Source organism: Dermacoccus sp. Ellin185, assembly GCF_000152185.1.
Classification (GTDB): domain Bacteria; phylum Actinomycetota; class Actinomycetes; order Actinomycetales; family Dermatophilaceae; genus Dermacoccus; species Dermacoccus nishinomiyaensis.
This window is the reverse complement of the sequence record NZ_AEIQ01000043.1, coordinates 30,618-45,294: the sequence shown is the minus strand read 5'-3', so window position 1 is coordinate 45,294 and position 14,677 is coordinate 30,618. Positions and strand designations below refer to the sequence as shown.

Below are 14,677 nucleotides of genomic sequence, written 5' to 3'. Positions count from 1 at the left end.
CCGGAACTCGGAAGAGCCCGGTATCCGCCGTCGTTTCCGTCCGGCGCACACCGTCCTCGCCGTCGTCATGGGGCTTTCGGTGTTGGACTCGCTCGCGCGTCTCGTGTTCGCGCACCAGGTCACCCAGATGATCAACCGTCTCCACGTGCGCGGCGTCTATCGCGACTGGGCGCAGTTCCAGACGTCGCCGGGTGTGTCCGCGGCCATCCTGGCTCTGAGTGTCACGTCGTTCGTCGTCGTGCTCCTCGCACGCTCCGCGTTCCGAGCGCGGTTCAGTTCCGGCTCGAAGGCGGCGGCACTCATCAGCCTCATCGGAGGTCTGTTCCTGTCGTTCGTCGTCGCGTTCTTGCTCACCCTGTCGTTCCCGCGTGATCTCGACACCCTCGGGCAGAAGTTCGTCTGGTCGGTCCGCAGCACGTTCGGCGTCAGGACGCCGCCGGCCAGCCCGGGTTTCGGAGGGCACCAGGGGTACGAATGGACCTTCGTCGTCGCGAGCACGGTGTCGACCCTCGTCCTCATCTTCTCGCTGCTCGTCCTCTGGCGTTCGGGCCGCGGCTCCGGGCTGATCGACGCCGACGAGGAACTGCGCATCCGCCGTCTCCTGCTCGAGCACGGCGAGGACGACTCCCTGGGGTATTTCGCCACGCGTCGGGACAAGGCCGTCGTCTTCGCCCCCGACGGCCGCGCCGCCGTCACGTTCCGCAACGAGGGGAGCGTCAGCGTCGCGTCCGCCGACCCCATCGGGCGAGCTGAGTCCTGGGACGACGCCATCGCCGTGTGGCTCGGCCAGTGCCGCGAGCACGGGCTGTACCCCGCCGTCCTCTCCGCCAGCACGAGGGGAGCGCGCGCCTACATCGAGGCGGGGCTCAAGGCGTGGTCGCTCGGTGACGAGGCCATCATCGACACCGACACCTTCTCCTTGCGCGGGCGCTCGATGCGTCCCGTCCGCCAGGCCGTCACCCGCGTCGAACGCTGCGGCTACACGACCCAGGTACGCCGCCACGACGAACTGGGCGACGACGAACTGGCCGAACTCTCGCGGCTCGCCGACAAGTGGCGCGGCAACGAGACCGAGCGCGGATTCTCGATGGCCCTCAACCGGCTTGGTGACCGCGCGGACGGGCGCTGCGTCGTCATCACCGCCCACGACGCCCGTGGCGCCGTGCGGGGGTTCCTGTCCTTCGTCCCGTGGGGCTCGCGCGGGCTGTCGCTCGACCTGATGCGCCGCGACCGTCAGGCCGAGAACGGCCTCAACGAGTTCATGGTCACGCACCTCGCCGAAGCGGCACCCGCACTGGGCATCCGGCGCATCTCGTTGAACTTCGCAGTCTTCCGCAACGTCTTCGCCGATGCGGACGAGGTGGGCGCCGGCCCCATCACCCGCGTCACGGACAAGGCGCTCTCGATCGCGTCGAAGTTCTGGCAACTGGAGACGCTCTACCGCTCGAACGACAAGTACCACCCCGAATGGGTGCCGCGCTTCCTCTGCTACGACGCCGAGCTCACCGTCCCGCGTGCCGGTTTCGCGACGGGTGTGGCCGAGGGTTTCGTCCCCCTCATCGGGCCGCGATTGCTCGTCGGGCCCAAGCCGGCCGACCATCAGCCGCCGCGCCCCGAAGCCGTCTTCGTCGAGCGAGTCCAGGCCCTCGAGGCGGACGCACTCACCCCGCGGATGCCCGAGCCGCGCCGCAGCGAACAGCAGCGCGTGCGCCGCGAGAAGCTCGCCCGCATGGAGGCCGGCGGCGTCGAGGGCTACCCCGTCGCAGTGCCGCGCACCGCGCGCATCGAGGACGTCGTCACGGCGCACGGCCGGCTTCCCGCCGATCACCGCACGGGCGAGCGCGTCTCCGTCACGGGGCGGGTGCGGGCCCTGCGTGACTTCGGTGGCGTCAGCTTCGTCGTGCTCGACGAGGACGGCGCCCGCCTCCAAGCGATGGCGACGCGCGACGTCACCCCGGCCGAGAAGTACGAGCACTGGCGACACTGGATCGACCTCGGGGACATCGTCTCGGTGACGGGCGAGATCGTCACGTCGAAGCACGCAGAGCTGTCGGTGCACGTCAGCGACTGGCAAATGGCGGCGAAGTGCCTGAGCCCGATCCCCGACCTGCACTCACCGTTCTGCGACCCCGACGCGCGCATCCGCAACCGCTCGCTCGACCTGATCGTCAACCGTGACTCGATGGACACGCTGCTGCGCCGATCACGTGGCGTGCGGGCGTTCCGTGACGCGTTCGACGCACTCGGGTACACCGAGGTGGAGACGCCGATGCTGCAGGCGGTGCACGGTGGGGCGTCCGCGCGCCCGTTCAAGACTCACATCAATGCTTACGGCATGGAGCTGTTCATGCGCATCGCTCCCGAGCTGTACCTCAAGCGGCTCGCCGTCGGCGGCATGCAGAAGGTGTTCGAGCTGAACCGAAACTTCCGCAACGAGGGCGCAGACGCGACCCACAACCCCGAGTTCACCTCGCTCGAGGCCTACGACGCCTACGGCGACTACCTGACGATGCGCGACCTGACGCGCGAGGTGCTCCTCGCCGTCGCGAGGGCCGTCAACGGTGGGGAGTTCGCCGAACGCCCCCGCCCCGACGGCACGATCGAGCGTGTCGACCTATCCGGACAGTGGCCGACGATCCCCGTGCACGAAGCCGTCTCCAGGGCCTGCGGGGTGACGCTGACGTCGGCGTCGTCGCGGGACGAGGTGGCTGCGGTCTGCGCGGCGCACGGCGTCGACGCGCCGCGCGAGAAGAGTGCGGGTGAACTCGTCGTCGAGCTGTACGACGAACTCGTCGAGGGCCAGACCATGTTCCCGACGTTCTACATCGACTTTCCCGTCGAGACGTCACCGCTCGCCCGCGCGCATCGCGGCGACCCCAGGCTGTCGGAGCGCTGGGACCTCGTCGCGTTCGGCGCCGAGATCGGCACCGCCTACTCGGAGCTCGTCGACCCGATCGAACAGCGAAAGCGCCTGACGGAGCAGTCCCTCAAGGCCGCGGCCGGTGACGTCGAGGCGATGTCGCTCGACGAGGCGTTCCTCAGCGCTCTCGAGTACGCGATGCCGCCGACGGGTGGGCTCGGCATCGGCGTCGACCGCTCCATCATGATGATGCTCGGTGCGCCGATCCGTGCGACGCTCGCGTTTCCGTTCGTGCGCCCTCAGGGTTGATCACACTTGTCGAGCGACATGCCCAGTGTGACGAACTTTACACAAAGGTTACACAGGGGAGACACACAGCGCATTCCAAGGGGCATGATCGAACACGGCGCCACACGCTCGTGGACGCGCGGTTCACCAGGCCATCCAGGGAGTACGCATGAAGAAGACCATCGGCGCCGTGGGCGCTGCGTTCAGCCTGCTGGGCGTCGGGCTGTCGGCCCCCGTCACGGCGGCGAGTTCCGTTCCCGCTCAGGGCGCGACGCCCACTGCGGACGCCTCCTCGTCCTACACCCCGCCGCCGGTCACCTGGGGTACCTGCGCGAACGCGCGCCTGAGCAAGGCCGGCGCCCAGTGCGGCTTCGTCGAGGTGCCCCTCGACTACGCCAAGCCCAAGGGCGAGAAGATCAAGATCGCCGTCTCCCGCATCAAGCACAAGACGAGCGACGCCAAGAAGCAGGGCATCATGCTCGTCAACCCAGGTGGCCCGGGCGGCTCCGGTCTGACGCTGTCGCGCCTCGGCGGCGCCGTGCCCAACAAGGGCGGCGACCCGTACGACTGGATCGGCTTCGACCCGCGCGGCGTGGGCTCCAGCGTCCCGACCCTGGCCTGCGACGGCAACTACTTCGGCTACAACCGCCCTGACTACCGGGTGACGAAGGCCGGCACGTCGCAGGCCTGGCTGAAGAAGTCGGCCGCCTATTCCGCGTCGTGCTCCAAGGCTGCCGGTGCGAAGCTCATGCCGCACATGAAGACGATCGACAACGTGCGCGACATGGACTCGATCCGCAAGGCGCTCGGTGAGAAGCAGATCAACTTCTACGGCTTCAGCTACGGCACGTACCTCGGCCAGGTCTACGCCACGATGTTCCCGAAGCAGACGCGTCGCATGGTCATGGACGGTGTCGTCGACCCGCGCGACGTCTGGTACGACGCGAACCTCAACCAGGACATCGCGTTCGACAAGAACATGGACGTCTTCTTCGACTGGGTCGCGGGCAACGACGCGACGTACCACCTCGGCACGAGCGGCAAGGCCATCAAGAAGCAGTGGTATTCGATGCGCGACAAGCTCGCGAAGAAGCCCGCAAACGGCAAGATCGGGCCTGACGAGTGGACCGACGCCTACCTCAACGCCGGTTACTACGTCTTCGGCTGGGAGGACGACGGCGCCGCCCTGGCCGCTGCGCTGCAGAAGGGTGACTTCGGCCCGACGACCGCGTTGTACGACGACGCCAACGGCTCCGGGCCGGGCTCGGACAACAGCTACGCGGTCTACCTCGGCACGCAGTGCACCGACATCAAGTGGTCGAACGTGTGGAGCAAGTGGCTCTCGGACAACTCGAAGGTCGACAAGAAGGCGCCCTTCGAGACGTGGGCGAACGCCATGTTCAACCTCCCGTGCACGAGCTGGCCGGTCAAGGCGACGAACGCGCAGGCCATGAAGATCGACGGTTCGAAGGTCGGGCCGGTGCTGCTCATCGCCGAGACCCACGACGGTGCGACGCCGTTCCCGGGCGCGCTTGAGGTGCGCAAGCGCTTCCCGAAGAGCGCTCTCATCGAGGGCGTCGGTGGAACGACGCACTCCGGTTCGCTCAATGGCATCGCCTGCACGGACGACAAGATCTCCGCCTACCTCCTCACTGGCGCGATGCCCGCGCGGGCGGGTGGACCGGGCCACGCCGACGTCGAGTGCGACCCCGTGCCCCAGCCGGAGCCCGGCCCCGCCAACGAGGTGACGGAAAGCGCGTCCAGCACGAAGAAGAAGCACCACCACGTCCAGCAGCGTGAGGGCATGCAGGCCGACCTGCGCTCGAGCCTGCAGAAGGTCGCCACCGTCGGCGCTCGCTGACGCACGGTTGGTCTGACGGACGCTGGTCTGACGCGTCCTGACGGCGAAGGGCCGCGATCATCCTCTTCGGATTCTCGCGGCCCTTCGTCATGCTCGCGCCGAGCAGCGCGGAGGGTGTCTCAGTGACGCAGCGCCTTGCGGGCCAGAGCGTTGCCGATGAACTGGGCGATCTGAACGAAGACGATGATGACGACGACGGCGGCCCACGTCACGGCCCAGTCGTAGCGGCGGTAACCGTAGGACAGGGCGAAGTCACCGATGCCGCCGCCGCCCATGGCGCCGACGACGGCCGTCATGTCGATGACCGCGACGAGCGCGAACGTGTAGCCGAGGATCAGCGGCGCCAGCGCCTCGGGGATGAGCACGGTGCGGATGATGCGCCACGGACTCGCCCCCATCGCTTGCGCCGCCTCGATGACGCCGGGGTCGACGCTCACGAGGTTCTGCTCGACGATGCGGCTGATGCCGAAGGTCGAGGCGATCGTCAGCGGGAAGATCATCGACTTCGCACCGATCGTCGAGCCCGTGACGGCGAGCGTCAGCGGCCCGAGAGCGGCGGCGAAGATGATGAACGGGATCGGTCGGATGATGTTGACGAGAACGTTGAGCACCGTGTGCAGAACTCGGTTCTCGAGGATGCCGCCGCGTCGTGTGGTGTTGAGCAGCACGCCGAGGGCGAGGCCGAGCAGGCCGCCCATGATGATCGTCGCGCCGACCATGAGCAGCGTCTCGCCCACCGCGGTGACGATCGTGGGGCGCAGCGCCTCCCAATCGGTTGCGGGCATCATGCGGCGACCTCCTCGACGTCGGCGGCGAGACGCAGTTCGTCGAGCACGGTGGTGACGGCGGCGTCGTCGCCGCGCAGGGCGAGCGTCAACGTCGTCAGGGTGTCGTCCTTGAGCGGTGTGAGGCCGCCGTGCACGATCTCCGGTTCGACGCCGTGTGCGGACATGCCGGCCAGGACACGGCCGAACTCGCGCGGGTCGTGAACCGTCAGCGTCGCGAGGCGCCCGTCGTGGGCAGCGCGCAGCCGGGCGCTCTCGCGTGCGTCGGGCACGTTGCGCAGGGTGGCGTCGACGAGGCGGCGCGTCGCGTCCGCCTTCGGCGCGCCGAGGACGTCGACGGTGCGCCCGGACTCGACGATGCGGCCGGCCTCGAGGACGACGACGGCGTCGGCGAGTTCACGCACGACGTCCATCTCGTGGGTGATGACGACGATCGTCACGCCGAGCTCGTCGTTGACGCGGCGCAGCAGCGCGAGGACGTCCTTCGTCGTGTCGGGGTCGAGCGCGGACGTGGACTCGTCGGCGAGCAGGATCTCCGGGTTCGTCGCGAGCGCACGGGCGATGCCGACGCGCTGCTTCTGCCCGCCGGAGAGCTCGTCGGGGTAGGCCCACGCCTTCTCGGTGAGCCCGACGAAGCTGAGCAGCTCGGTGATGCGCGCCTCCTGGCGCGCCTTGTCCCAGTCGGCGACCTCGAGGGGGTAGGCGACGTTGGCGTACACCGTGCGCGAGCGGATGAGGTTGAACTGCTGGAACACCATGCCGATGCGACCGCGCAGCTCGCGCACCTGCTTCGCGGACAGCGACGCGAGGTCGACGCCGTCGATCTCGACGTGGCCGCGCGTCGGCGTCTCCAGGCCGTTGATGAGACGGACGAGGGTGCTCTTGCCGGCGCCGGAGAAACCGATGACGGCGACGATGCGTCCGCGCTCCACCTGCGTCGTGATGCCGTCGAGAGCCGTCACCTGGTTCTTGCCGCGGGTGAACGTCTTGCCGACATCGTGGAAGGCGACGGCGGGCGGGGTGTCACTCGCCGGCGCGGCGGCCTTCGTCAGTGTGGGGGAGGGGCCCGTCACTTCGATCCCTTCGCCTTGATCTGGGCCTCGAGCTTCGCGAGGATGCCCTGCACGTCGGAGGCGGAGTTGTTCACGAGGACGCTCGTGCCCTTCGTGCGCTCCTCGATGAGCTTCTCGACGCTCGGGTCGTGGTAGGCCTTGACGAACTTGGCGTAGTCGGCGTTGTCCTTGTCCGCGGCGCGCGCGACGACGACGTTGATGTACGGCTTCGACGAGGCCGCATGCGGGTCGTCCTTGAACAGGGCCTTGCTCGGGTCGAGCTTCGCATCCGCGGCGAAGTTGTTGTTGACGATCGCGCCGTCGACGGACGGCAGCGCAGCGGCGGTCTGCTCGGCGTTGACCGCTGTGACGGTGACCTTCGAGGCGCCGGCGTCGATGTCGGCCGGGGTCGACAGCGAGGTGCCACCACCCTTGAGCTTCAGCAGTCCGGCGCTCTGCAGCAGCAGCAAGGCGCGTGCCTGGTTCGTCGGATCGTTGGGGATGGCGATCTTGCCGCCCTGGGGGAACTGGCCGACGCTCGTGTGCTTCTTCGAGTACAGCGCCAGCGGGACGATGTACGTCGCCCCGATGGGCGTGAGGTTCTGCTTCGCCTTGGTGTTGTAGTCGGCGAGGAATTGCAGGTGCTGGAACTGGTTGAGGTCGACCTGGCCCTCGGAGAGCGCGGGGTTGGCCTGGGTGTAATCAGAGAAGTTGACCGGCTCGATGTCGAGGCCGTACTTGTCCTTGCCCACCTTGACGAGCTGGTTCCAGTACGGGTCCGACGCCTCCGTCGTGCCCACCTTGAGGTGGGTCAGCTTGTCGTCACTGCTCCCGCCGAACACCTTGGCCCCGATGCCGGCGGCCAGCGCGACGACGAGGACGCCTGCGCCGATCGCGACGTACTTGCCGGTGTTGTTCTTCGGTTTCGGGGGCAGGGCGCTCGCGCCGTTCTCGGCGCTCGTGGCGTCATGCGTGGACGAGGCGGGCGTCGAGGTCTCGTCGGCGGGGGTGTGCTTGTCGGTCATGATCTCTCCTGGTGAGGCGGCAAGGATGCGAATGCGCGGAGCTGGCGCGGGTGCGCGGAGTCAGCGTGAAGGCGGGGGCGCCGGGGTGGGGCGCGGTGTCGTGCGGGGCATGCCTTTCGGGGCCTGGGCAGCGCAACGGAAGGCTCACGAGGATGCCGTCACGTTGGGTGCCGAGCGTGCTTGCCGCGTGGTCGACGCGGCCGGGTCATCACCTGGAGCACCCCGCCACGCGTGTGAGGGTTGCCGTCCGACCAGCCAGGGCTTTGCATCGGATCTCTTGACCAGCAGCGAGATTAGAGCCGCGCACGACAAAGCGTCAAGTTGTGGCACTGGAGATGAGACGTGGGCGAACATTGTGACGTGCGACATCCGGGGTGGCTGATGCGGCGTCTTTCGCCGTCGAGGCTCGGGTGAGTGATTTCTTCACACCGCTTGGACGATCGTCTAGGTGGGTGATGAGTGTGACGTCGGTCACGCGCCGAGGGCCCCGGCGTCGTGTTCGACGACGCCCCACCCGGGCAGCACTTCGGTGGCGTCCTGACCCAGCCGGACGCCACGTGCTCGGCTGGTTCGAGCGTGCGGGCGGTCTTCCGCGGCGGCCACCCGAAGAATGACTTCCGCACGAGGGGCACGTTCGTCAAGGTGCAGCGTCAGGTCGGCTCGTCGTGGGTCGACGTCCGACGACCACGACTGGGACACCTCGTACGTCTGGTCGCGCGAGGGCGTCTCGTACTCGCGATGCACCGTGGAGTGGCGCATACGTCGCGGCACGCCCGCGGGCACGTATCGCCTCGTGCAGCAGGGCAACTGGAAGAACGGGTGCAACGGCAAGGTCAGTGCCCATACCGGAACGAGCCGGGCCTTCCAGGTGCGCTGAGACGGCCGGTGCGCCGCGGTGGCCGGTTGATTGGCCGCCGGCTCAGCGGCCGCCGTGCATGTCGTCGTCAGCGTGGCGGGAGGACGTCCGTCTGCGCGGGCAGGTCGGCGACGCCGACGGGGCACGTGACGCCCTTGAAGCCGTGGTTGCAGTAGCCGCCCGGGTGCTTGGACAGGTACTGCTGGTGGTACAGCTCCGCCGGCCAGAAGGGGCCCGCCTCGTCGGCCGGGCGCATCTCGGTCGTGATGGCGCCGCGGCCCGCGTCGTCGAGTGCCTCCTGGAAGAGCGCGGACGTCTCGCGGGCAGCGCGCTCCTGCTGCGGCGTCGTCCAGTAGATCGCCGAGCGGTACTGCGTGCCGACGTCGTTGCCCTGCCGGTTCGCGGTCGTCGGGTCGTGGTTCTCCCAGAACGCCTTGAGAAGCTCGCGTTCGGACACGCGCGACGGGTCGTAGGCCACCATGACCGTCTCGGTGTGGCCCGTGCCGCCGCCACAGACGTCCTCGTACGTCGGCTCGGTGGCGTGGCCGCCCATGTACCCGACGGCCGTGGTGACGACGCCCGGAATCTTCCAGAAGATGCGTTCGGCGCCCCAGAAGCAGCCCATCGCGACGTACAGGGTCGCCGAGCCGTCGGGCAGTTCGGAGAACATCGGCACGTCGAGGACGTCGTGCAGGTCGCTCGCCTCGGGCGTTCGGGTGTGCTTTCGAGTGAACATGAGGTGCCTTTCCTTCGGGTTCCGAGACAACACCGCCGGCGGTCGAGGCATTCCGGCCCGAGCCTCCGCCGGCATGAACGGGTTGTCGCGCGATCCAGGCGGACGCGCCGAAAAACCGGTTGCGTACGCAGCTGGTGCTGAGTGCAATGTCGCCATGCGCATTCGTCAGATCGGCCCGTCCGACCCGCTGTTCGACACCTGGGCGCAGGTCTTCATGACGGTGGGCCACGAGCAGTGGGGCAAGCACACGACCGCCTACCCCGCCGACGAGCTGCGCGCCATGTGGGGCAAGGAATCCGAGACGCGTCATGCGTTCGTCGCCGTCGAGGGGGAAGCCTCATACGACGACGACGCCGTTGGGGGAGCAGCCGACATCCAGGATGATGGCGTGGACACAGCGGCTGGCGTCGTCGGTGCCGCCGAGCTCGTCCTGCCGCGCCGCGACAACACCCACCTCGCGTTTCTCCACCTCGACGTGCTGGCTCCCGCGCGACGACGGGGTGTCGGCTCGGCGCTGCTCTCAGCCGCGGAGGAGATCATGCAGGACGAGGGACGTACGACGGTCCTCGTCGAGACGCAGACGCCCGTCGGCCAGCCTGACGCCGGGGGCGCCTTCCTCGCTGCCCGCGGGTTCGCCCAGGCCCAGACGTGCGTGCGCAACGCTCAGCGTCTGCCGGTCAGCGACGCCGTCGCCGCACAGATGCGTGCCGCCCTCGCGTTCGACGACGAGTATGTCGTCGAGACGGCCGTCGACGACCTCCCGTCGCAGTGGCTCGAGGAGCGGGCCCGTCTCGGAGCGATGATGTCGACCGACACCCCGCTCGGTGACGTTGCGATCGAACCGGAGACGTGGGATGCCGCGCGGGTGCGCGAGCTGTTCGACACCGCACGCGCTCAGGGCCGACGCGTCGTCGAGGCCGTGGCGTGGCACCGATCGACCGGGCAGATGGCCGCGCTCACGCACGTCAGCGTTCCCGCGGAGACGCCTTGGATTGCCTACCAGGACGACACCCTGGTCGAGGCCGCGCACCGTGGGCGCCGGCTCGGCTACCGGGTCAAGGCTGCGGTGTCGCTGCTGCTGCCGCAGGTCGCGCCGGGCGTCGAGGTGCAGCGCACCTGGAACGACGAGACGAACACCCACATGCTGCGGATCAACTCCGAGCTCGGCTACGAACGCGAGGGCACGATGATCGAATGGCAGAAGAGGCTTGCATGAGCCCGTCCGGGGCGCCCGTACGCGAGGTGCTCGGCATCGAGGTGACGCACGAGCAGCTGCTGCAGTGGCGCACGTGGACGATGCCGGTCAATCAGCCGTTCGTCGTGCCCCGCAGCGTCGCGCACGACCTCGGCCTGCGCGACGAGCCCGAGCGGGTGACGTTCGAGCTCAAGGACACGTTCCTGCTGTACGGCGTGGACGATCAAGCCATCTGCTGGCTCGATCGCGCGGCGGAGCGCGCCTTGCCGGCGTCTCTGAGGCGAGCGCAACCCACGCGTCACCTCTGGCGTAGCGGTGACGACGCGTCGGCCATCGCGCGCGACCTCGAGCGCGTCGTGGCATACGTCGTCGAGGGGCGGCGCGCGAGTCGTCATCGCGAGATCACCGAGCGGGCCTGGGGCGACATCGACGCCGTGCTGCCAGGCGCCCGTGAAATCGCGGGGACGTTCTCGCGCGCCAGCGGGCCCAACTGCTTCGGTGCCGTTCTCGCCGCGGCCGGCATGGACGGCGCGCGTGAGGAGTGGATGCAGCGCGAGCCCATCGAGGCGTGGCTGCGAGAGCGGACGCGGTTGCTGCCGCGTCATGACACCGACGACGGCCTCGGTGTGGTCCATGTCTGGCGCAACCCCGACGGCCTGATCGACCACGCGGCCGTCAGCCTGGGTGGTGGCTACGCGCTCCACAAGCCGTCGTGCGGATGGATGTCGCCGACCAAGGTGCTGACGACGCGGGAACTCGTGGCGAGCGCCCGCATTCCCGGGCGGCGCGTGCGCCGTCATCGTCTGCTGTGACGCCGTGATCGGGACGAATGGGCGGGGCGCGTGCGCACTCGGTAACCTGGGGCGCGTGACCGACGTGCTGACGATGCAAGATGCCCTGTTGACGCTGCAGAAGTACTGGACCGACCGCGGATGCATGGTCGTGCAGCCCTACAACACCGAGGTCGGTGCGGGGACGATGAACCCCAACACCGTCATGCGCGTGCTCGGGCCCGAGCCGTGGCACGTCGCGTACGTCGAGCCCTCCGTGCGCCCGGATGACAGCCGCTACGGCGAGAACCCGAACCGATTGCAGACGCACACGCAGTTCCAGGTCATCCTCAAGCCCGACCCGGGCAACCCGCAGGAGCTCTACCTCGGCTCGCTCGAGGCGCTCGGCATCGACCTCGACGCGCACGACGTGCGCTTCGTCGAGGACAACTGGCAGCAGCCAGCCATCGGCGCGTGGGGCCTGGGTTGGGAGGTCTGGCTCGACGGCATGGAGGTCACGCAGTTCACATACTTCCAGCAGGTCGTCGGGCAGAACCTCGAGCCTGTCGCCGTCGAGCTGACGTACGGCATGGAGCGCATCCTCATGGCGCTGCAGGGCGTCACGCACTTCAAGGACATGGCGTACGCCGAGGGCATCAGCTACGGCGAGGTGTTCGCGCAGAACGAGTACGAGATGTCGCGCTACTACCTCGACGACGCCGACGTCGACGCGGCCCGCGCGTTCTTCAAGGAGTACACCGACGAGGCTCAGCGCCTCATCGACGCGCGCCTGCCGGTGCCGGCGTGGACGTACGTGCTCAAGAGCTCGCACGCGTTCAACATCCTCGACAGCCGCGGCGCCGTCTCCACGACGGAGCGTGCACGCTCGTTCTCCCTCATGCGCCGCCTCGCTCGCGAGACCGGTGCACTGTGGAGCGAGCGTCGCGCCGAACTCGGTCACCCGCTGCTCAAGGGCGACGCGGCGACGTCACGCGTGCGTGAGCTGGCGGAGGCGGCCGCGTCGGCGCCCAACGTCACCCAGCCCGTCGAGAAGCCCGAACCGGCGCCCACCGCAACCGAACTCGGCGACGCGCCGCAGACGTTCGCGTTCGAGATCGGCGTCGAGGAGATGCCGCCGCACGTGCTCGACGCGACGATTCCCGCCGTGCGCGAGGCCGTCGCGTCGGCGCTCGCCGGCACCCGCCTCGAGCACGGCGACGTCGCCGTCGTCGGCACGCCGCGCCGCATCGTCGTCACCGTGCCCGGGGTCAGCGCGCACGAGCCGGACTCCGAGACCCTCGCCAAGGGCCCGAAGGTCGCGGCCGCCTACAAGGACGGTGCGCCGACGAAGGCCCTCGAGGGCTTCGCGCGCGGCAAGGGCGTCTCCGTCGACGACGTCGTCACCGCCGAGTTCGACGGTGCCCAGCACGTCGCCGTCAAGCAGACGCAGACGGGGCGCGGTGTGCTCGAGGTGCTCGGTGAGATCGTCGCCGACGTCGTCTCCGGCCTACGCAGCGACAAGAACATGAAGTGGAACGACCCGCAGCTGACGTTCAGCCGCCCGATCCGCTGGGTCGTCGCGCTGTGGGGCAAGCACGTCGTCCCCGCGACGGTGGGCTCGCTCACCACGGGCCGCACGACGTACGTCGCGCGCACCGCAGCGCAGCCGCACGTCGACGTCGCGGCTGCCGACGAGCTCGTCCCGACGCTCGAAGCGGCCGGTTTCGTGCTCGACCCGACCGCGCGACGACGGCAGGTCGTCGACGGTGCCCTGGCGCTCGCGAAGAGCGTCGGCGGCACGATCGACATCGACGGCGAGGCGGGTCTCGTCGACGAGATCACGAACCTCGTCGAGGAGCCGCACGGTGTGCTCGGCACCTTCGAGGAGCGCTACCTCGAGCTGCCCGAACAGATCCTTACCACCGTCATGCGCAAGCACCAGCGCTACCTGCCGGTGCGCGACGCCTCCGGCACGCTCATGCCGTACTTCGTCACGATGGCCAACGGCTCGATCGACGACGACGTCGTGCGCGCCGGCAACGAGTCGGTGCTGCGGGCCCGCTATGAGGACGCGGCGTTCTTCTGGGAGGCCGACCTCAAGGTTCCGCTCGACGACTTCCGCGCGCAGATCGACAAGCTGACGTTCGAGAACCGTCTCGGTTCGTTCGCGCAGCGTGCGGACCGGATCAAGGACGTGTCGACGAAACTCGCTGCTTCCGTTGAACTCACGGGCGATGAGCAGGCAACGTTGTCGCGCGCCGGCGCGCTCGCGAAGTTCGACCTGTCGACGGCGATGGTCGTCGAACTGTCGAGCCTCGCCGGAACGATGGCGCGCGAATACGCGCTGAAGGCGGGGGAGACCGCGGCTGTGGCCGATGCCCTGTTCGAGATGGAGAAGCCGCGCTCGGCGGGCGACTCGCTGCCCTCCTCGACGCCGGGCGCGCTGCTCGCGCTGGCCGACCGGTTCGATCTGCTCACCGCGATGTTCGCCATCGGCGCGAAACCGACAGGCTCGTCCGACCCGTTCGCGCTGCGCCGCGCGGCGCTCGGCGTCGTGTCGATCCTGCGCGGTGTGCCAGCCGTGGCCGCCATCAGCGTGAGCGACGGTCTCGACGCTGCCGCCGCGCGACTGCGTGAGCAGGGCGTCGAGGTCTCGGACGAGGTGCTCGCATCGGCTCTCGAGTTCGTCGAGGGCCGCTTCGGCCAGCAGCTGCGCGACGAAGGCGTCTCGGCGGCGCTCGTCACGGCCCTCAGCCCGAGCGCCGGAACGCCCGGTCGCGCCGCCGCGGTGCTCGCCGACGTCGAGGCTCTGCGCGATGACGAGGCGTTCCGCGCCCTCGTGCAGGTGACGCAGCGCATCACGCGCATCGTGCCTGCGGGCACCCAGCCGGGCTTCGATGCGTCCGTGCTCACCGACGAGGCCGAGAAGACGCTGGCTCCGCTCGTCGAGGCACTGCCCGACCACTCGGGCGACTCGCTGACGCAGTGGTTCGCGGACGCCTCGGGTCTCACCGAGCCGCTCAACAGGTTCTTCGACGACGTCCTCGTCATGGCTGACGACGAGGCGCTCAAGGCCGCTCGCCTCGGCCTGCTGCAGAGCGTCATCGCCAAGGCGCCGGCCGGCATCGACTACAAGGAACTCGACCGGGCGCTCGACGTCTGACCCGAGCGAACCCGATGGCCTCACCCCGAGTCGACGAGGTGGGGCCGTCGTCGTGTCCCGAGTCGCCGTGTGCAGTGCGGCCTCGG

At 69.0% G+C, this 14,677-nt stretch carries 9 protein-coding genes, 1 pseudogene and 1 riboswitch; of the genes and pseudogenes, 6 read left to right on the top strand and 4 right to left on the bottom strand.

Annotated features, from left to right (window positions below):
- The coding region (gene lysX, locus HMPREF0321_RS03235; RefSeq protein WP_006944097.1) for a bifunctional lysylphosphatidylglycerol synthetase/lysine--tRNA ligase LysX at positions 1–3,169 on the top strand (3,169 nt) is incomplete at its 5' end.
- 148 nt (positions 3,170–3,317) lie between these two features.
- Positions 3,318–5,009, top strand: a complete 1,692-nt coding sequence (locus HMPREF0321_RS03230) for an alpha/beta fold hydrolase (RefSeq protein WP_006944131.1) — start codon at positions 3,318–3,320, stop codon at positions 5,007–5,009.
- Positions 5,010–5,128: 119 nt separating this feature from the next.
- On the opposite strand, the gene HMPREF0321_RS03225 is transcribed toward HMPREF0321_RS03230, so the two are convergent.
- The 3 genes from HMPREF0321_RS03225 to HMPREF0321_RS03215 are packed head-to-tail and all read right to left on the bottom strand — an operon-like array spanning position 5,129 to position 7,871.
- Entirely contained in the window at positions 5,129–5,797 is a 669-nt protein-coding gene (locus HMPREF0321_RS03225; protein ID WP_006944079.1) for a methionine ABC transporter permease, read from the bottom strand.
- On the bottom strand, positions 5,794–6,867 hold the full coding sequence (locus tag HMPREF0321_RS03220) for a methionine ABC transporter ATP-binding protein (protein WP_006944102.1): 1,074 nt from the start codon (positions 6,865–6,867) through the stop codon (positions 5,794–5,796). The genes HMPREF0321_RS03225 and HMPREF0321_RS03220 overlap by 4 nt, the downstream gene beginning before the upstream one ends.
- On the bottom strand, positions 6,864–7,871 hold the full coding sequence (locus tag HMPREF0321_RS03215) for a MetQ/NlpA family ABC transporter substrate-binding protein (RefSeq protein WP_006944087.1): 1,008 nt from the start codon (positions 7,869–7,871) through the stop codon (positions 6,864–6,866). The genes HMPREF0321_RS03220 and HMPREF0321_RS03215 overlap by 4 nt, the downstream gene beginning before the upstream one ends.
- Before the next feature lie 171 nt (positions 7,872–8,042).
- Positions 8,043–8,154, bottom strand: a riboswitch (SAM riboswitch).
- Positions 8,155–8,366: 212 nt separating this feature from the next.
- On the opposite strand from HMPREF0321_RS03215, the pseudogene HMPREF0321_RS15330 reads away from it, so the two are divergent.
- Positions 8,367–8,748, top strand: a pseudogene (locus tag HMPREF0321_RS15330) (neutral/alkaline non-lysosomal ceramidase C-terminal domain-containing protein).
- Positions 8,749–8,815: 67 nt separating this feature from the next.
- Here HMPREF0321_RS15330 and msrA read toward each other — a convergent pair.
- A complete protein-coding gene (gene msrA / locus HMPREF0321_RS03205; protein WP_006944083.1) occupies positions 8,816–9,463 on the bottom strand; it encodes a peptide-methionine (S)-S-oxide reductase MsrA in 648 nt (215 codons plus the stop codon).
- A gap of 154 nt (positions 9,464–9,617) precedes the next feature.
- Between msrA and HMPREF0321_RS03200 the strand changes: the two genes are divergently transcribed.
- From HMPREF0321_RS03200 to HMPREF0321_RS03190, 3 genes are read left to right on the top strand one after another with little or no spacing between them, the layout of a single operon-like run.
- Positions 9,618–10,679, top strand: a complete 1,062-nt coding sequence (locus tag HMPREF0321_RS03200; protein WP_006944089.1) for a GNAT family N-acetyltransferase — start codon at positions 9,618–9,620, stop codon at positions 10,677–10,679.
- Positions 10,676–11,470 carry a hypothetical protein gene (locus HMPREF0321_RS03195; protein WP_006944113.1) on the top strand — a complete coding sequence of 265 codons (795 nt, stop codon included), beginning with the start codon at positions 10,676–10,678 and terminating at the stop codon, positions 11,468–11,470. Before HMPREF0321_RS03200 ends, HMPREF0321_RS03195 begins: the two co-directional genes overlap by 4 nt.
- A 55-nt stretch (positions 11,471–11,525) precedes the next feature.
- Entirely contained in the window at positions 11,526–14,591 is a 3,066-nt protein-coding gene (locus HMPREF0321_RS03190; protein WP_006944144.1) for a glycine--tRNA ligase, read from the top strand.
- The last annotated feature ends 86 nt before the right edge of the window (positions 14,592–14,677 follow it).